Here is a 17,654-nt window from a genome sequence, read left to right on the forward strand (position 1 = left end):
TGAGCGTCACGACTTGACCGCGCCCGCGGTCAGGCCGGCGATGATGTGCTTCTGCGCCAGGAAGAAGACGATGACGGTTGGCATGATGGTCAGCGTGATGAAGGCGAGCACCAGCTGCCAGGCGGTGCCGAATTCGCCGCGATAGACCATGATGCCGAGCGGCCAGGGGTACATCTTCTCGGAGTTCAGCATGATCAGCGGCAGGATATAGCTGTTCCAGCTGCCGACGAAGGAGATGATGCTGACCGTCGCGATGATCGGTCGCGAGAGCGGCAGGCAGATATGCCAGAAGAAGCGCATGTAGCCGCAGCCGTCGACGACGGCTGCCTGGAACAATTCCTCCGGAAGGTTGCGAAAATAATTCCGGAACAGGAGAATGCTCATGCCAAGCCCGAAGGCGACCTGCGGCAGTACCACGCCCCAATATGTGTTGAGCAACCCGAGATCGCGGATGCGGATGAAGAGCGGCAGAATGGCGGTGGCGGCCGGAAACATCAGCCCGATCAGGAAGTAATTCAGCAGGAAATCGGCACCGAAGAAGCGGACATGCGCGAAGGTAAAGGCCGCCATTGCCGAAACCGATACGGTGAGAAAGACGGTCAGCGCGGCGATGAGCAGCGAATTAGCCATCTGCCGCCAGTAGCGATCGCCGAACAGGATGTCGGTGTAGTTCCTGACCTGCCACTCCACCGGCAGCCCGAACGGATTGGTGCGCAGGTCGCCCAGGTCCTTGAAGCCGCCAAGTGCCGTGGTCACCAGCGGGATCAGGACGATGGCCGATATGATGACCAGCGACGTGTAGAGATAGGCCTTGGTGCCGGCATTGAGCCGATCGGATGAAACGACGTCAGTCATGGCGCATGAATATCCGTTTGTAGCTGAAGGCGAGTGTGACGCAGATCAGGAAAAGCACCACGCCGACGGCGCTTCCGAGCCCGACCTGCATGCGGGCGACGCCGAAGTTGAACAGGAAGGTCACCATCGTTTGCGTGGCGTTGAACGGACCGCCGCCCGTCAGCGGCATGATGAGATCGAACAGCTGCAGCGAGCCGACGACGGCGAAGAACACCGAGAGCCGCACGGTCGAGCCGAGAAGCGGCAGGGTGATGTAGCGGAAGCGCTGCCAGCCGCTGGCGCCATCGATTTCCGCGGCCTCCAGCACGCTCTTGTCGAGCGACTGCAGGCCGGCGATGAACAGCATCATGTGGAAGCCGAAGTATTTCCAGACGATGACGGCCAGAACCGCGTACATCGCCAGATCCTTGTCGGCCAGGACATAGGGCGTCGCGACGCCGAGCAGGCCGGCGATCGAGGCGAAGAGCCCGTAGTCGCCGTCATAGACAAAGCGCCAGATCAGGCCCGCCGCGACGTCGGCGAGCACGTAGGGCAGGAAAAAGATCAACCGGAAGACGACCACGCCGGCAATGCGGTGAGCGAGCATCATCGCCAGCCAGATGGCGAGCGGTATCTGGATCGCGATCGAGATGACCATGATCATCGCGTTGTTCTTCAGCGCGGTGAGGAAAGCGCCGTTCTTGAACAGAAGCTCGAAGTTGCGCATGCCGACATATTGCGTCGGCAGGCCGTATCCGTCCCATTTGTAAAGGCTGTACCAGGCCGCTTCCCCCATCGGCAGGATCACGAAGATCGAAAACAGCAGGAGGGCCGGCGGCAGGAAGAGGAGCAGCACGGGCAGGCGGCCGGATACGGCCGGATGCTTGCGCCGGGCGGACTGGGTGGCCGGTATGCGCGCGGGTCTGATCGTGGTGGCGGCGCTGACATTGGCCATGGGGACCTCACCTTCCTGACATGAAATGGCGGCGCGAGATCCTGTCCCGCGCCGCGATGGTCTCGATCAGAACTGATCCTGCTCGAAGGCGTCCTGGATCTGCTGGGCGCCATCGGCGGGCGTCATCTGCCCGGAGACGATGGCAACCGACACGTCGTTGACGACGCGGCCGACCGAAGGGCCGAGATCCTGGTCGAAGAAGTTCTGGTGCCACGTGGAGCCCGCCAGCTGCTGGGCCGCTTGATGCACCAGCGGGTCGGTCACGCCATCCTCGGCGCCGACCGCGACCGGGATGATCATGCCGGCCTTGGCCATGGTCCGCTCATTCTCGGCATTGGTGAGGTAGGCGAGGAAGTCGAGCGTTTCCGGTGGCGCCTTCTTCGTCACCGCCCAGCCGTTCAGGCCACCGAGGGTGTCGGTGACCGCGCCCGCGCCGCCGGTGACGGCGGGGAAGGCGAAGCGTCCGATATTGTCGGCACTCAGGCCTTTCTTGTCACCGGAATTGGTGCGCTGGTTGGCTTCGGTGTTCTGGAAGCCCAGGATCATCGCCGCCTTGCCGTCGCCAAAGACACCGAGCGTCTGAGGCCATGTGGCGCCGAGATAGCCGGGCTGGAATGGCTCGAGCTTGCCGAGTTCGGCGAGCTGCTCGCCGGCCTTGATCATCGCCGGGTCGTTGAAGCCTTCACCCTCGCCATTCTTGGCGGCGTCGAAGACCTTCTGGCCGCCGTTGCGCATCACCAGATAGCTCCAGTAGAAATGGATCGGCCATTTCTCGCCGCCACCGCCGGCGATCGGCACGATGCCGGCATCCTTGATCTTCTTGACGGCGGCCAGATAGTCGTCCCAGGTCTTGATCGTGGTCGCGTCGACGCCTGCCTTCGCGAACAATGCCTTGTTGTAGAAGAAGGATACCGTGCCGACGGAGTAGGGGACCGCGCCGATCTTGCCGTCATAGGTCAGGCCCTTGACGGAGGCGGGATTGTAGGTCTTCAGCCATGCGCCATCCTTGGCGTTCATCGCCTCGCTGAGGTCAAGCAGTGCGCCTGTCGCCAGCTGCTGTTTCAGCACGCCGCCGCCCCAGCTGTAGAAGAGATCCGGCGCGTCGCTGGACTGCAGCAGCGTCGGCAGCTTCGCCTTGAAGGCTTCGTTCTCGAGAAACTGCATCTCGATCTTCGTGCCCGGACGCTCGGCCTCGTAATTCTTGACGATCTGTTTCCAGACGCCGATATAGGTCGGATCGATCTCGAGATGCATCCACTTGATCGTGGTCTCGGCCATGGCGCTGCCAGCGGCGATAAGAAGTGCCAGGGCGGTCGCGGTCGAGCGGACAAAGGCGCGGCTGTTGAGCAGGGCTTTCGCCCCTTGATCATTGAACATAAGGTCTCCTCCTCAAGGGAAAATCGTCCTCTGCAATTTTGTCCCTTATGCGGAATAAATGATCGGCAGCTTTGCCGGAATGTCAACTCCCTTGGGCGAATTTGGCAGATTCGCCTTGACAGAGGGCTGAATCTCCACGTTATTTAATTCGCATTCCGACAAAAATAACGCGCTGCTTCGGCGGTCGCCAGAAGAGCCGTGCACGATAGATGAAGACCGCAGACCCCGAATTGATGCGCGCGATCAATCGCCTGAACGTGCTGGACACGGTTCGCCGCTATGGGCCGATCGCGCGCGTCGAGATCAGTGAACGCACGCAACTGTCGACCACCACGGTTTCGGCCATCACCGCCTCGCTTTTGGACGACGGGCTGATCCTGCCGCGCCATGAAGGCGACATCCGCAACGAAGCGGCGCGGGGACGGCCGCGTGTCATGCTGGAGCTCAATCCCGACGCGGCGCGTGTCGTGGGCGCCAAGATCGCGGCCAGCCGCATGGTCTTCGTCGTCACCGATTTTCGTGGCGACGTGCTCTCGAATCTCACTCTGCCGATCCGGATCGATCGCCAGCCGATCGGCGTCATCGCCGATCTGGTCGAGGACGGCGTGCGGCGTTGTGTCGTCGATGCCGGTCTGTCGCTTGAAGATGTCGATAGCGTCTGCCTCAGCCTTCCCGGTGTCATCGAGCACCGCACCGGCCACATTCGCAGCAGCCCGATCTTCCGGGACGTCAACGTTGATTTCGCCGCCGAGATGACCGCACGGCTGAACACATCGACGATCGTCGAAAGCGACGCGCATGCGATCACGCTGGCACATCATTGGTTCGGCAAGGCGCGCGATCTGGAAGACATGGTGCTGATCTCGCTCGAGCAGACGCTGGGGCTCGGCGTGCTCCACGGCAACCAACTGTTTCGCGGCGCCGGTGGTCTCAGCCACAATCTCGGCGATCTCGTGCTGGGCATGGGGCCGCTCGGGATCGTGCGGTTGTCGAGCCAGGCGGGCGAAAGCGAAATTCTCGGTGAGCAGCCGGCGGGCGGACGGTTTGCCGAGGCGATCCGCCTGGGACGCGGCATGGCGCACGCGCAGGCTTTGATCAAGGCCGAAGACAATGCGCTGATCAGCGCGGCGATCCGGGCGGGGGAGGCCGTCGGCGTCGCGGTTGCCAATATCGTGACCCTTTTCGCGCCGCCGCGCGTGATCCTGGTGGGGTCCAGCCTGGCGCTTGGAGAGCATTTCCTGGCCAGCCTGCGCAGCGCGTACGCGCTGGCCATACCACCCTCGCTCAAGGGCGTCGCGGAACTCGTCTTCGATGATTCCACCGACGACTTCTGGGCTCAGGGGGCCGCGGCCGTGGCCCTTTATGAACTTTACGAGTCGCCGTGGAACACAACCGGCCCGGCGCTCTGAGGCTTTCAGAACCAAAATCTATGGGAGGAAATCATGGATAAAGTCGGCATAGGCATCATTGGATGCGGCAATATATCGGGCGCGTACCTGAAGGCCATGGCGTCTTTCCCCATTCTCGACATCAGGGGCGTGGCGGATCTCAACAGCGAACTGGCGCAGGCAAAGGCGGCCGAGTTCAACGTGCCGGCCAGAAGCGTCGATGCGCTCTTCGCGGATCCGTCGGTCGAGATCATCGTCAATCTGACCATTCCGAAGGCGCACGTCGCCGTCGGCCTGCAGGCGCTTGCCGCCGGCAAGCACACCTATTCGGAAAAGCCGCTCGGCATCAACTTCGCCGAAGGCAAGCAACTGGCCGAAGCCGCCAAGGCAAAGGGCCTGCGCATCGGTGCCGCGCCCGACACCTTTCTCGGCGGTGGCCACCAGACGGCGCGGGCGCTGATCGACCAGGGCGTGATCGGCCAGCCAGTGGGCGGCACCGCCACTTTCATGTGCCCCGGCCACGAGCGCTGGCACCCAAATCCCGCCTTTTACTACGAGGTCGGCGGCGGTCCGATGCTGGATATGGGACCGTACTACATCACCGATCTGGTCAATCTGTTCGGGCCGGTGGCGCAGGTCGCGGGCTTCGCCGTCACGCCGCGCAAGGAGCGCGTCATCACCAGCGAGCCACGAAACGGCGAGCATATCCCCGTGCATGTGCCGACCCATGTGTCCGGCCTGATGGCCTTTGCCAATGGCGCGGTCGTGCAGATCGGCATGAGCTTCGATGTCGCCGGCCACAAGCACGTACCGCTCGAGGTCTACGGCACCGAGGGAACGCTGATCGTGCCGGATCCCAATCATTTCGGCGGCGAAGTCGAGCTCTTGCGAAAGGGCGGGTCGTTCGAAAGTCAGCCGCTGACGGCGCCTTACGCCGATGGAAACTATCGGTCGATCGGTGTCGCCGATCTCGCCTATGCGATCCGTCAGAGCCGGCCGCATCGTGCGAACGGCAGCCTGGCGCTGCATGTGCTGGAGGTCATGGAAGCCTTCCAGACCGCATCGGAAACCGGCCGTACCGTGACGATCACCACGCAGACGGAGCGGCCTGCGCCGATCTCGGAATCCCTCGTCGACGGACGTCTGGGGAAGTAATGATGGAGGAGAAAATTTTATGCGTGAAGCACTGATCGTTTGGGGCGGATGGAGCGGCCACGAGCCGCAGGAATGCGCCACCATCGTCAAGGACATGCTCGAGGAAGACGGTTTCAAGGTCTATGTCGAGCATACCACCGAGGCTTTCGCCGACCCGTCCGTTCACGACCTTTCCCTTGTCGTGCCGATCGTGACGATGTCGAAGATCGAAAAGGAAGAGATCAAGAACCTCGCGGCGGCCATCGAAGGCGGTGTCGGTCTTGCAGGCTATCACGGTGGCGCCGGCGACAGCTTCCGCGACTGCGTGGAATACCAGTTCATCGTCGGCGGCCAGTGGGTCGCGCATCCCGGCAACATCATCGACTACCGGGTCAATATCGTCAGGCCGGACGATCCCGTCATGCAAGGCATTGCCGATTTCGACTACACGTCGGAGCAGTATTACATGCACGTCGATCCCTCCAACGAAGTCCTTGCGACGACGACGTTTACCGGCGATCACGCCTATTGGATCGATGGCGTGGTGATGCCGGTCGCCTGGAAGCGCAAATACGGCAAGGGGCGTGTCTTCTATTCCTCGCTCGGCCATCAGGCCAAGGAGTTTTCCGTTCCCGAAATGCGTGCCATCTTCCGCAGAGGGGCAAACTGGGCGGCGCGCTGAGCCTGCGCGAAATAGGTATTAGCACGCGGTTGGAACCTGACCGACCGCGCGCTATTTCTTCATGGTATTGAACGTGAAGGAGTTTCCAGCATGCGCAAGCTTCTCGCAATTACCTCGATCGTCATCATGAGCCTTGCCGGCAGCGCGTTCGCGCAGATGAACATGGGCATGGACAGCAGTGGCCGGTTCGACGGCTCCGCGCCGCTTGGAACAGGTCCGAAGGACGAACAGTCGAGCGGTCTTTCCATCCCTCTCGATTCGTTCGAGACCGAAAGCACCACGAGTTCGGCACCGGCGCAGTGGACACGCTGTCCGCCCCAACAGCGCAATGCGGCCAACCGCAAGTCGACCAATCCGGCCTGCATCAACGGACAGTGATCCGGCTGAGAGCCTGGCTCCGGGCCTCGTGTTTGCGTTTCGCTGGCGCGATCTTTTGTGCTAGTGGGGCGGCTCAACGCGAGGCCTAAGACATGCTGCCCTGGATCCAGCTCGATTCCGCTCCCATTCCCGGCGAGGCCGGCGAATTGCGCCTGAAGCAGCGCGGCAGCGAATTCTCCATCATGCTCGGATCGAACGAGCTGATGAACAGCCGCTTGTCTGGTTCCGAGGAAGCACTCGCGACGCTCTCCTATGATAAGCTGAAAGGTCGGCCGCGCCCGAGCATCCTGATCGGCGGTCTCGGCATGGGCTTCACGCTGCGCGCGGCGCTGGCCGTCGTGCCGAAGGACGCTGCGGTTGTCGTCGCCGAACTCGTGCCCGCCGTCGTCAGCTGGGCGAGGGGGCCAATGGCTGAAGTGTTCAAGGGATGCCTAGACGATCCCCGCGTCGGCATTCACCAGGGAGATGTGGCTGAACTCATTCGTTCGAGCCGGGCAAAATTCGACGCCATCCTGCTTGATGTCGACAACGGACCGGATGGACTGGCCCGCCAATCGAATGATGGGCTTTACGACTTCGGCGGGTTGAAGGCCGCGCGCGACGCTTTGCGCCCCGGCGGCGTGCTCGCCGTCTGGTCGTCCGGCCCCGATGCCGGCTTCACGCGCCGCGTGCGCGACAGCGGCTTTGCGGTCGAGGCCGTCAATTCGCGCGCCAACGGAAAACGTGGCGGCGCGCGCCACGTTATCTGGCTGGCACAGAAGAAGTAGATCAGCCTGCCTGTCCCTTACGGGCCGTGGCGATGGCATTCGCGGCGCCTGCGCGAAGCTGCTGCGTGTCCGCGCCGGCGATAACGAGATCAAAGCCCATCTTCAGCAATTGTCCGGCGCGCTCGCCATTGCTGCCGAAGATGCACGCGAACTTGCCATGCGCGCGGCACCGCTCGAGCAGCTGCTTCAGCACAACGTCCATCTCCTCCGTATCGGGCGCCAGCCGCGCGCCGTTCGAAAGCGCGATGGAAAGGTCCGATGGGCCGATGAAGATGCCGTCGATGCCCTCAACGCCGAGAATGTCATCGGCGGCCTCGAGCGCCGCACGCGTTTCTATCATGGCGATCGCGACGGTCTCCATGTTCGCTGTCGCCAGGTAGGTCGTGGCGGCGAGGCCGGTGTGGTTCATCGCCAGCGTCGGTCCCCAGCTGCGTTCGCCGAGCGGCGGGTATTTGGTCGCCTTGACCATGGCATGCGCATCCGCGACCGAATTGATCATCGGCGCGATAATACCCGAGGCGCCGGCATCGAGCAGCCGTGATGCGGTCGAGAAGTCACCGACGGGAATACGAGCGACAACCGGCTTGCCGGCAAGCCTGCCCTGCCCAATGCCATTGGCGGCAGCCACCATGTCCCAGACGCCGTGCTGCATGTCGAGCACGACGGCATCGAATGCTTCCTGCGAGAGATGATTGACGAAGAGCGGATCGGGTATGCCGATCCATGCGGAAATCAGACCGCCGCTTTCGCCGCTCCTGAGAAGCGTGGAAAAGTCGTTGATCGCAGTTGAACCAGGCATGCCAGTCTCCTTTAGCAGCTCAGCCCGCGGCGCGCTGCTCATCTTGATGGAATTGTTCGATAAAAGCCTTCTGCAGAAGGATGCCGTCCCATTCGTCGGCGAAGAACGAGGAATCGTAGATCAGCGTGTAGGGACCGGCGTATCCGGCCTGCCGGCAGGCGTCCAGGCACTTGCCATAGTCGACGGAGTCCATGCCCGCTGCGATATAATTGGCCTTGGCGTGGCAGATCTCGGCGCGGCGCATGATGTCGGAAAGGCCGGCGTATTTCTCCGGCGCCGACCAGTTGCCGAGATCGCCGTTGAGGCCCACCTTGCCGCTGAGATCGTCAAGCAGCCAGTTCATTTCTCTGGGCGACGGCAGGAGATCGAACCAGTTTTCGGTGACGACACGGATACCGCTCTCTTCTGCCCGCTCCGCCAACCATGACAGATGTCCGGAGGCGCGGGCGAGGTTCTCGTCGCTCGGCTGCTGCTTTCCCGCGATCACGCGCATGTTGCGCGCGCCGAGTGCGGCTGCGATCTCGATCCAGCCGGCGATCCAGCGGATGTCGCGCTCGGCGGTGTCAGGGTTGCTCGGGTCGCCGTCCTCGACCAGCAAGGTCTGAAGCATGACGCCGGATTGATCGAGTGCTGCGCGCAGCCGCCGCAGATAGTCCGCGTCGAGGCTCGGCAGATGGAAGGAGCAGATCTCCAGTCGATGAATACCGCGATCTGCAAGCTGGCGCGGAACGTCGATCAGCTCGACGCTGCCGGGGCCGTAAGGCTCCTGCGGCGCCGCGCTCTTGGCCGGATCGGGGCTATAGGGATAAACCGCGCCCAGCGCCCGGTGCAGCGACCACGTAGAGACGGCGAACCGTCCGTTCTCGATATCCTCGATCATTCCATTCCTCCTCCTCATTCCCGCCGTATCTAGGCAGCAACGCCTTGGAATTTCAAACGGAATCTCCCGCGATGATTGCTTCGACCGAAAGGCTGGCGGCAAGCAGCGCCTCGTCTCGGCCGGCGATTGCCGAAAGCAGCAGGCCGACCGGCATATCCGCGTCGCCGGTCCCGCAGGGGGTCGAAACGCCGCACCAGTCGAGGAAGTTGCCGAGCATGGTGTTGCGCAACGTCTTGCCGTTGGTCGCGAAGAAGAGATCGTCGTCTGCCTCGAGAGCGGCGATGGGTGGCGCCACATGGGCAACGGACGGATAGGCGATGAAGCTGTCGCCGACCAGCCGGTTGACCTCGGCGATCAGCCGTTCTCGCGCCTCCAGAATGGCGATATAGTCGGGCATGGTGATCGTCTGGCCGAGGCGGGTGCGCTGCACGACGCGGTGGTCCATCTGATCGGCCTCCGGTCCGGAGAGCCGCTCGCGATGCAGGGCGAAGGCTTCGGCGGTAACCAGGCTGCCGTATTTGCCCATCAGCGCAAGGATCTCGTCAAATGCCGGGATCGTGACGCGGCTGACCGACGCACCCTCGGCGATCAGCCACTCCAGGCTTTGCTCGAAGGCGGCAACGACGCCCGCCTCGGCGCCATCGAACACGACATTGTCGGGAACGACCACATCCAGGCCACGGAGCGAACGGGGGGCAATGGCGGGCGCGGCGGTGAGGCCTCGCATTGCCGCGTCGATCCAGATCGCGTCCTGAACGGTTCGGCAGAGGGGGCCGAGCGAATCCAGGCTTTTCGCCAATGGAAAGACACCGCCCATTGGATAGCGGCCGCGGGTCGCCTTGTAGCCGACGATGCCATTGAAGGCGGCGGGGATGCGGATCGATCCGCCGGTATCGGTCCCGATCGCCACCGGAACCAAGCCTGCGGCAACCGCGGCACCCGCGCCGGAGGATGAGCCGCCCGGAATGCGCGGCTCATCCTTGCCGCGTGGATTGTGCGGCGTACCGTAGTGCGGATTGATGCCGAGGCCCGAGAAGGCGAACTCGCTCATGTTGGTGCGCCCGACGGCGATCATTCCGGCCTGGCCGAGCGCGCTCACGACAGCGGCGTCGTCCTCGGCCACGGAAGCGGAACGCAGGACCTTGGAACCGGCGGTCGTCGCGCGCCCCTTGATGTCGAACAGGTCCTTCCAGGCAACGGGAATGCCTTCGAGCAACCCACGCGACCGACCGCTCTTCAGGCGAGCCGACGATGCCCTGGCCTCGGCAAGCGCGCGGTCGGCGAGCAGTTCGGTGAATATCGACTGGTCGGAATGCGCCGCCATACCATCGAGTACCGCTTCGGTGACGCTGACCGGATCGGCGGCGCCGCTCTGGATGAGAACGGAGAGTTGCGCGATCGACATCGCACCAAATGATTTCGTCATGTGAGTGTCCGTGGTCTGGATGGATGCCCGAACTAAGCCGAATTCCGTCGAAGAGCCAAGCCCTTAAAGTCGGATCAAACCGATTGGTTCGATTTTATGAATACTGAGTTTCCGTATCCGGCCTTTCAGCCTGGAGGCGAGCACCACACATAACGAAAGCGCGAAAGACGCTACGGGTCGAGGGATGTTGTAGGCATCGTCGCGCGGATTTCAGGAGCAAGACAATGACAGATGTCGACAGCTGGAGCGCCCCTCGCGGCGACACGGTCCATCATCATGCAACGGACGAAGAGTTGAACGGGATGGGCGAACGCGAATACGTGGAACATATCAAGGCGGCCAGCCGGCCATCGGTGTCGGAGCGGTTTATCATCGTTGCGGCTTTGCTGGTTCTCGGCGCGGCGGGATATGTCGCGCACATGAACACCTCGACGGCATCGGCTGTCGATCTCTCTCCTGTCGGAGCGATCTCGGATTCCGGGCCGGCGCTGGACTAATGCCGGGAGCATAGCCCCTATCCCGACAAGTCCTGCTGACGGCTTTCTTTGTAAGCTGGAGAAATGCCGGGAGCGACATAGTTCTAGTCGGGGGAGGGCATCATGTCCGATGATATCGACTACGATCTCGATCGCTTCATCGACGCTCAGAACGGTGTCTATGACAAAGCGCTTGCGGAGCTCACGAGCGGCCGCAAACGCTCGCACTGGATGTGGTTCGTCTTTCCGCAGATGGCCGGCCTCGGCACGTCGCCAATGGCGGAGAAATATGCCATCCGCTCGGCCGGCGAAGCAACGGCCTATCTCGCAAACGCCATTCTTGGCGCTCGCCTGTTGCGCTGCGTCGACGCCGTCTTGTCCATAAATGGGAAATCCGCACACGATGTCTTCGGCTCTCCCGACGATCACAAGCTGCGGTCGTCGATGACGCTCTTTGCCGCGGTCAGCGATCACGGATCGCCCTTCCACCGGGTGATCGACCGTTTCTACGGCGGTGTGTTTGACCATCGCACAATTGAATTGCTCGACGGCGGCCGCTAGTTCAGCCAACGCCGGATTTGCATGCAGCTCGATCCCGCCAGCAACCGTAGCTTTCCGCACTGAACTTGCATGGGTTCGGCACGACATCGAGGCGCATTCGATGGCGAATATAGTTTTATATGTAAGTGTTGCTTTGTGTATAAATTCGGCGTCGCGCTGGTGTTGTCTTGTGGCTTGCTCAATCGCCGGGAGGATGAGGGCGACTAGTCTATTTTGGTATGGCAGGGGATATTGATCTCTGGCCTCGATATAATGAATAATAAATGGGCGGAATTCAATGAAGCCCCGATTTTCCAAGTGCGAAACGAGGAATTACTCGGTGGGCGCCGGCAGTATTTTGAGCGTTTCCGGGTTACGGTGAGGAATGAGCGAGCATGTTCATGCAACGCATGCGTTTTTCGATGGGGCGCGGTCAGCCGGCTCGGCTGGGCGGGTTTCTGACCCTGATTGCGCTGGGAACGGCGATGTTCGCCGGGGCCGCCGTCAGTGCTCCCCTTCCGCCGTACACCAAGATCAGGCTGACCGTTGTACAGTGGATGCCGACCAAAGGCGTCTATGAACAATGGGGATCGATCGGCGGTGACTTCACGATTTCCGACACTGGCACGGTATCCGTTCCGGTGCTGGGCAGTGTTGCTGTCGGAGATCTCGACGATAGCGGCTTGGCTGCGGAGATTGCCAGACGTCTCAAGGAAAAGATCGGGCTGGTCGAAGCGCCCGCAACAACCGTACAGATAATCGATTACCCGCCGGTATATGTCGTCGGGGACGTGTCCAAGCCGGGAGAGTACAGGTTCAGCCAGGGGTTGACCGTGTTGCAGGCACTGGCGCTGGGTGGCGGCGAGTTCCGGAATGCTTCGACGCTGAACGGTGCCGGCGAGGTCACGAGACTGGTTGGCGCGCTCAAGGAGCTGGACGATTCCATTACGCGCAGCAATGCAAGGATCGCCCGGCTGGAAGTTGAGATGACCGGGGCGAAGACGGCCGATCTGCTAACGCAGGCTGACAAGTCCGACCCGTTCGCGGCGGCAATCTACAACCAGGAACAGGTGATATTCGACGCGAGAGCGAATGCCATCGACCGCAAGGCGAAGTCGCTTGGTGAGTTGAAGGAACTGCTCAACGGGGAAATTCGCGGTCTCGACCAGAAGACAGCGAGCATGGATGCCAACATCAAATCCATACAGCAGCAGGTCGACAGCACTGCGATGCTCGTTGCCAAGGGCGCCGTGGTGGCGACGCGGCAGGGCGAGGTCGAGCGAACGCTGAGAAGCTATCAAGACGCCCGGCTGGACATCGGCACGGCGGTCATGCGCGCCCGGCAGAGCATCAGCCAGACGACGCGGGATCTGCAGGCGCTCTACGACGAGAGGAAGACGGAGGTCGCTTCGGACCTTCAGTCTGAAAGAGCGACGCTTCTGCAATTGAAGGTCAAGCGCGAAACGAGCCAGAAACTCGTGTTGGATGGCCTCGCGTCTCTCGGCGGATCCGCGAACCAGGCGGAAAAGCCAGCCTTGACGTTCGCCATCGTGCGCAGGGAAAACGGCACGGCAAACGAAATATCGGCATCGGAGTCGACGGCACTATTGCCAGGCGACGTCGTCAAGGTAACACAACCTTCCCTGAGGGCCTTGAAACCGGTCGATCAGGTTTCGATGGTCTCAGGTGCTGATCAGGCCAGCCGATGAGCGTCGCGATGCCGCGCGACAACCGGCGGCGTGCTTCACATCGGCGTTCGCGCTTTTCCGGACGCCACGAGTTGCAGGTCAGCGTGCCTTGATGGCCATCGACGCGAGTTCGACCGGGCGGCAAGGCTAAACTCTGATCGTGAAGTCCACGGTTCCGATCGGTTGATCTCGGATGTTCACATCGGCTTCTCGATTATTCTCGACAAGGCCATGGGCCTTCCACTCGGGCCGGCAACGTCGAGGTGCGCCGGTACCGTCGCTACTGGGCTCTACTCACTCAAGTCCCCGGCCGAGCTGCTACCGCCAGAAGTGCTGCTGTCCTGATCGGGTTGCGTGCGGCGGCTTCGCCAAGACGATGGCACAAGCCGCTCACGGTCGGGCGCTGCTCAATCTGTCGCATTGAGATTTTCCGCCATTTTGCGTAAAGACGATGCAAGTGAGCGGGGAGGTTCAGGTGAAGGCGGCGGAGGCAGGCATAGTTCGATGGCTGGTGCGTATCAGCTGCGCCGTTGCGCTGGTCTTCCTGGGCTTCGCGCACCAGGCACCGGCCTTTGCCAATGGCGCGTTCATCTCCGTTGAATTGTCCGAATATGTTCTGCCTGATGGAACGGCGCCAGTCATCTGTACGGTCGGCAAAGCGCAAACGGGGGATCACCAGAGCAAAGTCGATTCGCATGGCTGCGAGGCCTGCCGGATCAGCACGTCTGTCGTGTTGCCCGCTCCGATTTCCATCGCATTGCGCAGCGTTGCGATCCCGACCAGTCTCGGCCCGCGCAGCGGCACCGAGGCTGACGGAAGCGGGCCCTTGTCGCCCGCTGGCGGCCCCAGGGGGCCGCCGTTGAATGCCGGTCGCGTTTGATCTGCCGCGTGGATCACCTTCGAACCGGTGATCCAGCGAAGTCATCCATATGTCCCACACATCCGACCGCAGCCGGCGTTACATGACATATACGTCATGCGCGTGTCCGGCGAACAGCGGTCGCTCTGGCAGGAACTATCATTATGAAGAAGTTTACACTCGTTCTGACGGCTTTCTTTCTTGCACTCTTTTTCGGAGCGTCCGCGGGCGCCCAAACTGTCACCCCGGGCGACATAGAGATCACCGGTCCCTACGCCCGCCCCATGGTCCCTGGCGCAAAAGTCGGCGGGGGCTATCTCAGCATTACCAATAAGGCCACGGCTGACGACAAGCTCGTCGGCATCAACTCGGCACGTGCCGGATCTTCGGAACTCCACCGAATGAGCGTCGACAACGGAGTCATGACCATGCGGCCGGTCGCGGGCGGCCTTGCTATTCCGGCGGGGCAGACGGTCGAGCTGAAGCCGGGCGGCTACCATGTCATGTTCAAGAACGTTGGCGAGCCTTTCAAGCGGGGAGAAACGATCAAGGCGACGCTGACCTTCGAAAAAGCCGGTCAGGTTGATGTCGAATTCGCGGTTGGCGCTGCCGGCGCCGCGAAAACGGACAGCCAGTCCGGAATGGGCGATATGCCCATGCCGCAATAGCTGGCCGAGATCATACGGTCGTCAACAGTCGGAAGATCAATTCAATGAGCAATCCCATGTTTAAAACGAGCAAGCTGCTCACGGCATCCTTCATCGTCATGATAAGTGCTGCCGGGCAGGCCAGTGCCCATGCGCACCTGACGTCGAGCGTTCCCGCCGACAAGTCCATCGTACAAGCGTCTCCCGCCGCGGTGGCGCTGAACTTTTCCGAGGAACTCAACATCCGCTTTTCCGGCGCGACGATTGCCGGAACGGACGGCAAGCGGATTTCGACCGGCGACGCCAAGCTGTCGGACGGTGGAAAGACGCTCACGGTGCCTCTTCCCGAGACCCTCGATGCCGGCGGATATGTCGTCGAGTGGCGCGTGCTGTCGACGGATGGTCATAAGACGAAGGGCAGCTATGGCTTCACGGTCAAGCCGTGACGCCCGACACTGCCCTCATTCTTTGCCGCCTTCTCTTCGATGCCGCCGTCATCCTGATCTGGGGGAGCGCGGCCTATCTCGGTGCGCTGGTTTCGCCCGATCTGGGTCGCGCGGTCGGCGACAGGCTGTCGTGGTTGAACATGACCGCGATCGCAATCGCGGTCACCAGCACCGCGGCGATCCTGCCGTTGCGCACGGCGATCATCGGCGACGGTTGGTCCGATCTGTTCACGCCTGAGATGATCTGGGCGGTAATGACGCAGACCGACGTCGGAAACGCCTGGATAGTCCAGGCCGGCGGCGCGCTCCTGCTTGGCGCAACGGCCTTTCTTCCGTCGGCCTATCGGCAAAGGGGACGGGCCGTCTGCGCCGCGCTCTTGCTGCTCAGCCTGACGCTGAGTGGCCACGCGGCGATGAATAGTGGCTGGCTCCGGCTGGTGCACCGCGTCAACAGTGGAGTCCACCTCCTGTCGGCCGGGGCGTGGCTGGGGGCGCTCGTGCCGGTATTGCTGATCCTGCCGATGCTTGGGCGCGGAGCGCCGCGGGCCGATGCGCGTATGGCCCTCATGCGATTCTCGACAGCGGGACACGTCGCCGTCACGCTTGTTCTGCTTTCGGGAATCGCAAACACGCTGCTCATCCTTGGCGGTCTGCCGTCGGATTGGTCGTTCAGCTATCAGCGTCTGCTGACCGTCAAGATAGTGCTGGTGGTAGCGATGGCGGGGATTGCAGTCGTCAACCGCTATGTCTTCGTCCCGAGGTTCGCCCGACACCACTCCGTTCTTCCGCTAAAGGTCTGCGTCGTCGCCGAGATCGTTCTCGGGCTGGCGGTTATCGCCCTCGTCGCCTGGTTCGGCACGTTGCAGCCACGTTGAGCGTGGAAAACGCCAGGCAATCCATCTACGTCAAATGACGGTGGTGGTCGCTTTTCCGCTTTAAAGCCCTGAGTCCCCATGCCATTTTCGGCACCACAATGCATATGACAATGGGGACTGCCATGTTTTCAAAGCGCATCAAATTCAACACCGCGCTTGCCGCGCTCCTGCTTTCGCCATCGCTGGCGTTCGCCCATACGGGCACCGGCCAAGCGGTCGGCTTCGCGGCTGGCTTGAGCCACCCTCTGTCCGGGCTTGACCATATCCTTGCGATGGTCATGGTCGGCGTCGTTGCCTGGCAACTCGGCGGTCGTGCTGTGTGGATGGTGCCCGCCACCTTCGTCGCCGTCATGGGCGTGGGCGGAGCGCTAGGCATGATGGGCATCGCGCTCCCCTTCGTCGAAGCGGGAATCGGCCTGTCGGTCATCGTTCTCGGCGTCATTGTCGCGCTCGGTGTTCGTGCACCTGTTGCCGTTGCTGTCGGCCTGGTCGGTCTGTTCGCGGTTTTCCATGGACATGCGCATGGTTCCGAAATGCCGGCTGCCGCGGCAGGCATGGCTTACGCCGCCGGGTTCCTGATCGCGACGGCGGCATTGCATGTCGTCGGCCTTGCGATGGGGTATGGGATTGCACGCGCCGGCGATACCAAGGGCGTTGTCGTAACCCGCTCCGCTGGCAGCGCCGCGGCGCTGGCTGGAATTGGCCTGATGACCGGTCTTATCTGATTTCGTATGCGCTTTTCGCATATGCGGGGATGAGGTGCCGTTGTCGGCTCCTCATCCGCTGTGGTCCGATCGTGTCGCGTTTTCAGTTCAAGCCGCGGCGCACTTCCGATGCCTTTCTGAGCGTTCGCTGCACGGCCGAGGGCATCGCCGGCTTTGTGACGACACCGAGCGCGCCGTTGAGCTTGTCCGCCACCGCCTCGGGATTGCCGGTCATGAACACCACCGTCACCCCGAACTCCTCCACCAGCCGACGGCCGATTTCCGGGCCGGTCGGTCCGTCCGAAAGGTTGACGTCCACGAAGGCGATGTCAGCGTCCCTCGCCAGTTGCAGAGCCTGATCGCGGCTATTCGCCAAGCCGGCGACGTCAAAGCCCATCGCTTTCACTGTTTCCTCGAGATCAAGCGCTATGAAGAGTTCGTCCTCGACGATCAGGACACGCTGCTTGGTGGTATTTTCAGTCTGTGAACTGTACTCAACGCCGGTGCCCATACTTGGCCCCCTGTTACTCATTTTCACCAGAACTCGGACGGAAAACGGTTCGGCAAGAGATATGTTCCGGCGCGGGACAATTTTATTTTCAGTTAAGATATTGTTAGTATTAATAAAAAGCTAATTTCTCCTTTTCCTGGCGCGCGTGAGTCCGGCGATTGGAGGCCGGCCTTGATGTCACCGTTACATGATTGAGATTTACTGTCGGGCGACGCTCCATCCGAGTTGACAACGATGATGCGAGTGAGGAGAGTTGCGGCCAAATCAGGCGCCAGCATCTTGGGGGGA

The 17,654-nt window shown here is 61.9% G+C and carries 20 protein-coding genes; 13 read left to right on the forward strand and 7 right to left on the reverse strand.

The genetic code is table 11. The features are described 5' to 3' along the window. Positions 1-6: 6 nt before the first annotated feature. The 3 genes from GGQ67_RS03555 to GGQ67_RS03565 all read right to left on the reverse strand — a co-directional run bounded on the left by GGQ67_RS03555 (position 7) and on the right by GGQ67_RS03565 (position 3,166). The gene (locus GGQ67_RS03555) at positions 7-855 is read right to left on the reverse strand and encodes a carbohydrate ABC transporter permease (protein ID WP_183898772.1); all 849 of its coding nucleotides are present in this window, start codon (positions 853-855) and stop codon (positions 7-9) included. Then, positions 848-1,789, reverse strand: coding sequence for a carbohydrate ABC transporter permease (locus tag GGQ67_RS03560; protein WP_183898773.1), 942 nt, complete (start codon positions 1,787-1,789; stop codon positions 848-850). Before GGQ67_RS03560 ends, GGQ67_RS03555 begins: the two co-directional genes overlap by 8 nt. Positions 1,790-1,855: 66 nt before the next feature. After that, a complete protein-coding gene (locus tag GGQ67_RS03565) occupies positions 1,856-3,166 on the reverse strand; it encodes an ABC transporter substrate-binding protein (RefSeq protein WP_183898774.1) in 1,311 nt (436 codons plus the stop codon). A 209-nt stretch (positions 3,167-3,375) separates the two neighbouring features. On the opposite strand from GGQ67_RS03565, the gene GGQ67_RS03570 reads away from it, so the two are divergent. The 5 genes from GGQ67_RS03570 (at position 3,376) to GGQ67_RS03590 (ending at position 7,515) form a co-directional block, all read left to right on the forward strand. Continuing rightward, on the forward strand, positions 3,376-4,575 hold the full coding sequence (locus GGQ67_RS03570) for an ROK family transcriptional regulator (protein WP_183898775.1): 1,200 nt from the start codon (positions 3,376-3,378) through the stop codon (positions 4,573-4,575). A gap of 33 nt (positions 4,576-4,608) precedes the next feature. Beyond that, positions 4,609-5,709, forward strand: coding sequence for a Gfo/Idh/MocA family protein (locus GGQ67_RS03575; protein ID WP_183898776.1), 1,101 nt, complete (start codon positions 4,609-4,611; stop codon positions 5,707-5,709). A 19-nt stretch (positions 5,710-5,728) separates the two neighbouring features. Beyond that, a complete protein-coding gene (locus GGQ67_RS03580) occupies positions 5,729-6,370 on the forward strand; it encodes a ThuA domain-containing protein (RefSeq protein WP_183898777.1) in 642 nt (213 codons plus the stop codon). A gap of 90 nt (positions 6,371-6,460) precedes the next feature. After that, on the forward strand, positions 6,461-6,748 hold the full coding sequence (locus GGQ67_RS03585) for a hypothetical protein (protein ID WP_183898778.1): 288 nt from the start codon (positions 6,461-6,463) through the stop codon (positions 6,746-6,748). 92 nt (positions 6,749-6,840) lie between these two features. Next, on the forward strand, positions 6,841-7,515 hold the full coding sequence (locus GGQ67_RS03590; protein ID WP_183898779.1) for a spermidine synthase: 675 nt from the start codon (positions 6,841-6,843) through the stop codon (positions 7,513-7,515). 1 nt (position 7,516) lies between these two features. On the opposite strand, the gene GGQ67_RS03595 is transcribed toward GGQ67_RS03590, so the two are convergent. From GGQ67_RS03595 to GGQ67_RS03605, 3 genes are read right to left on the reverse strand one after another with little or no spacing between them, the layout of a single operon-like run. Then, positions 7,517-8,314, reverse strand: a complete 798-nt coding sequence (locus tag GGQ67_RS03595) for an HpcH/HpaI aldolase family protein (protein WP_183898780.1) — start codon at positions 8,312-8,314, stop codon at positions 7,517-7,519. Between the two features lie 19 nt (positions 8,315-8,333). Next, a complete protein-coding gene (locus GGQ67_RS03600) occupies positions 8,334-9,194 on the reverse strand; it encodes a sugar phosphate isomerase/epimerase family protein (RefSeq protein ID WP_210279506.1) in 861 nt (286 codons plus the stop codon). Positions 9,195-9,246: 52 nt separating this feature from the next. After that, entirely contained in the window at positions 9,247-10,620 is a 1,374-nt protein-coding gene (locus tag GGQ67_RS03605) for an amidase (RefSeq protein WP_183898781.1), read from the reverse strand. A gap of 224 nt (positions 10,621-10,844) precedes the next feature. On the opposite strand from GGQ67_RS03605, the gene GGQ67_RS03610 reads away from it, so the two are divergent. From GGQ67_RS03610 to GGQ67_RS03645, 8 genes are all read left to right on the forward strand, one after another. After that, complete coding sequence (locus GGQ67_RS03610) at positions 10,845-11,117, forward strand: hypothetical protein (RefSeq protein ID WP_183898782.1); 273 nt, start codon at positions 10,845-10,847, stop codon at positions 11,115-11,117. Between the two features lie 102 nt (positions 11,118-11,219). Next, complete coding sequence (locus GGQ67_RS03615) at positions 11,220-11,657, forward strand: DUF1810 domain-containing protein (RefSeq protein WP_183898783.1); 438 nt, start codon at positions 11,220-11,222, stop codon at positions 11,655-11,657. 374 nt (positions 11,658-12,031) lie between these two features. After that, positions 12,032-13,345 (forward strand): polysaccharide biosynthesis/export family protein, encoded by a 1,314-nt coding sequence (locus GGQ67_RS03620; RefSeq protein ID WP_183898784.1) that lies wholly within the window; start codon positions 12,032-12,034, stop codon positions 13,343-13,345. 454 nt (positions 13,346-13,799) lie between these two features. After that, positions 13,800-14,204, forward strand: coding sequence for a hypothetical protein (locus GGQ67_RS03625; protein WP_183898785.1), 405 nt, complete (start codon positions 13,800-13,802; stop codon positions 14,202-14,204). 143 nt (positions 14,205-14,347) lie between these two features. Continuing rightward, positions 14,348-14,851, forward strand: a complete 504-nt coding sequence (locus GGQ67_RS03630; RefSeq protein ID WP_183898786.1) for a copper chaperone PCu(A)C — start codon at positions 14,348-14,350, stop codon at positions 14,849-14,851. 56 nt (positions 14,852-14,907) lie between these two features. Then, positions 14,908-15,276, forward strand: coding sequence for a copper homeostasis periplasmic binding protein CopC (gene copC / locus GGQ67_RS03635; protein WP_183898787.1), 369 nt, complete (start codon positions 14,908-14,910; stop codon positions 15,274-15,276). Then, positions 15,273-16,151, forward strand: a complete 879-nt coding sequence (gene copD, locus GGQ67_RS03640) for a copper homeostasis membrane protein CopD (RefSeq protein WP_183898788.1) — start codon at positions 15,273-15,275, stop codon at positions 16,149-16,151. The genes copC and copD overlap by 4 nt, the downstream gene beginning before the upstream one ends. 122 nt (positions 16,152-16,273) lie before the next feature. Beyond that, positions 16,274-16,876 (forward strand): HupE/UreJ family protein, encoded by a 603-nt coding sequence (locus GGQ67_RS03645; RefSeq protein WP_246400084.1) that lies wholly within the window; start codon positions 16,274-16,276, stop codon positions 16,874-16,876. A gap of 82 nt (positions 16,877-16,958) precedes the next feature. Here GGQ67_RS03645 and GGQ67_RS03650 read toward each other — a convergent pair whose 3' ends face one another. Further along, the gene (locus GGQ67_RS03650; RefSeq protein ID WP_183898790.1) at positions 16,959-17,366 is read right to left on the reverse strand and encodes a response regulator; all 408 of its coding nucleotides are present in this window, start codon (positions 17,364-17,366) and stop codon (positions 16,959-16,961) included. Positions 17,367-17,654 lie beyond the last annotated feature (288 nt).

The sequence above is a fragment of the Rhizobium metallidurans genome, assembly GCF_014196505.1.
GTDB lineage: Bacteria > Pseudomonadota > Alphaproteobacteria > Rhizobiales > Rhizobiaceae > Rhizobium > Rhizobium metallidurans.

Bases quoted from the DNA above. Each gene is read 5' to 3' on its own strand.
- GGQ67_RS03555 (WP_183898772.1), bottom strand. From the start codon at position 855: ATGACTGACGTCGTTTCATCCGATCGGCTCAATGCCGGCACCAAGGCC.
- GGQ67_RS03560 (WP_183898773.1), bottom strand. From the start codon at position 1,789: ATGGCCAATGTCAGCGCCGCCACCACGATCAGACCCGCGCGCATACCG.
- GGQ67_RS03565 (WP_183898774.1), bottom strand. From the start codon at position 3,166: ATGTTCAATGATCAAGGGGCGAAAGCCCTGCTCAACAGCCGCGCCTTT.
- GGQ67_RS03570 (WP_183898775.1), top strand. From the start codon at position 3,376: ATGAAGACCGCAGACCCCGAATTGATGCGCGCGATCAATCGCCTGAAC.
- GGQ67_RS03575 (WP_183898776.1), top strand. From the start codon at position 4,609: ATGGATAAAGTCGGCATAGGCATCATTGGATGCGGCAATATATCGGGC.
- GGQ67_RS03580 (WP_183898777.1), top strand. From the start codon at position 5,729: ATGCGTGAAGCACTGATCGTTTGGGGCGGATGGAGCGGCCACGAGCCG.
- GGQ67_RS03585 (WP_183898778.1), top strand. From the start codon at position 6,461: ATGCGCAAGCTTCTCGCAATTACCTCGATCGTCATCATGAGCCTTGCC.
- GGQ67_RS03590 (WP_183898779.1), top strand. From the start codon at position 6,841: ATGCTGCCCTGGATCCAGCTCGATTCCGCTCCCATTCCCGGCGAGGCC.
- GGQ67_RS03595 (WP_183898780.1), bottom strand. From the start codon at position 8,314: ATGCCTGGTTCAACTGCGATCAACGACTTTTCCACGCTTCTCAGGAGC.
- GGQ67_RS03600 (WP_210279506.1), bottom strand. From the start codon at position 9,194: ATGATCGAGGATATCGAGAACGGACGGTTCGCCGTCTCTACGTGGTCG.
- GGQ67_RS03605 (WP_183898781.1), bottom strand. From the start codon at position 10,620: ATGACGAAATCATTTGGTGCGATGTCGATCGCGCAACTCTCCGTTCTC.
- GGQ67_RS03610 (WP_183898782.1), top strand. From the start codon at position 10,845: ATGACAGATGTCGACAGCTGGAGCGCCCCTCGCGGCGACACGGTCCAT.
- GGQ67_RS03615 (WP_183898783.1), top strand. From the start codon at position 11,220: ATGTCCGATGATATCGACTACGATCTCGATCGCTTCATCGACGCTCAG.
- GGQ67_RS03620 (WP_183898784.1), top strand. From the start codon at position 12,032: ATGTTCATGCAACGCATGCGTTTTTCGATGGGGCGCGGTCAGCCGGCT.
- GGQ67_RS03630 (WP_183898786.1), top strand. From the start codon at position 14,348: ATGAAGAAGTTTACACTCGTTCTGACGGCTTTCTTTCTTGCACTCTTT.
- copC (WP_183898787.1), top strand. From the start codon at position 14,908: ATGTTTAAAACGAGCAAGCTGCTCACGGCATCCTTCATCGTCATGATA.
- GGQ67_RS03645 (WP_246400084.1), top strand. From the start codon at position 16,274: ATGTTTTCAAAGCGCATCAAATTCAACACCGCGCTTGCCGCGCTCCTG.
- GGQ67_RS03650 (WP_183898790.1), bottom strand. From the start codon at position 17,366: ATGGGCACCGGCGTTGAGTACAGTTCACAGACTGAAAATACCACCAAG.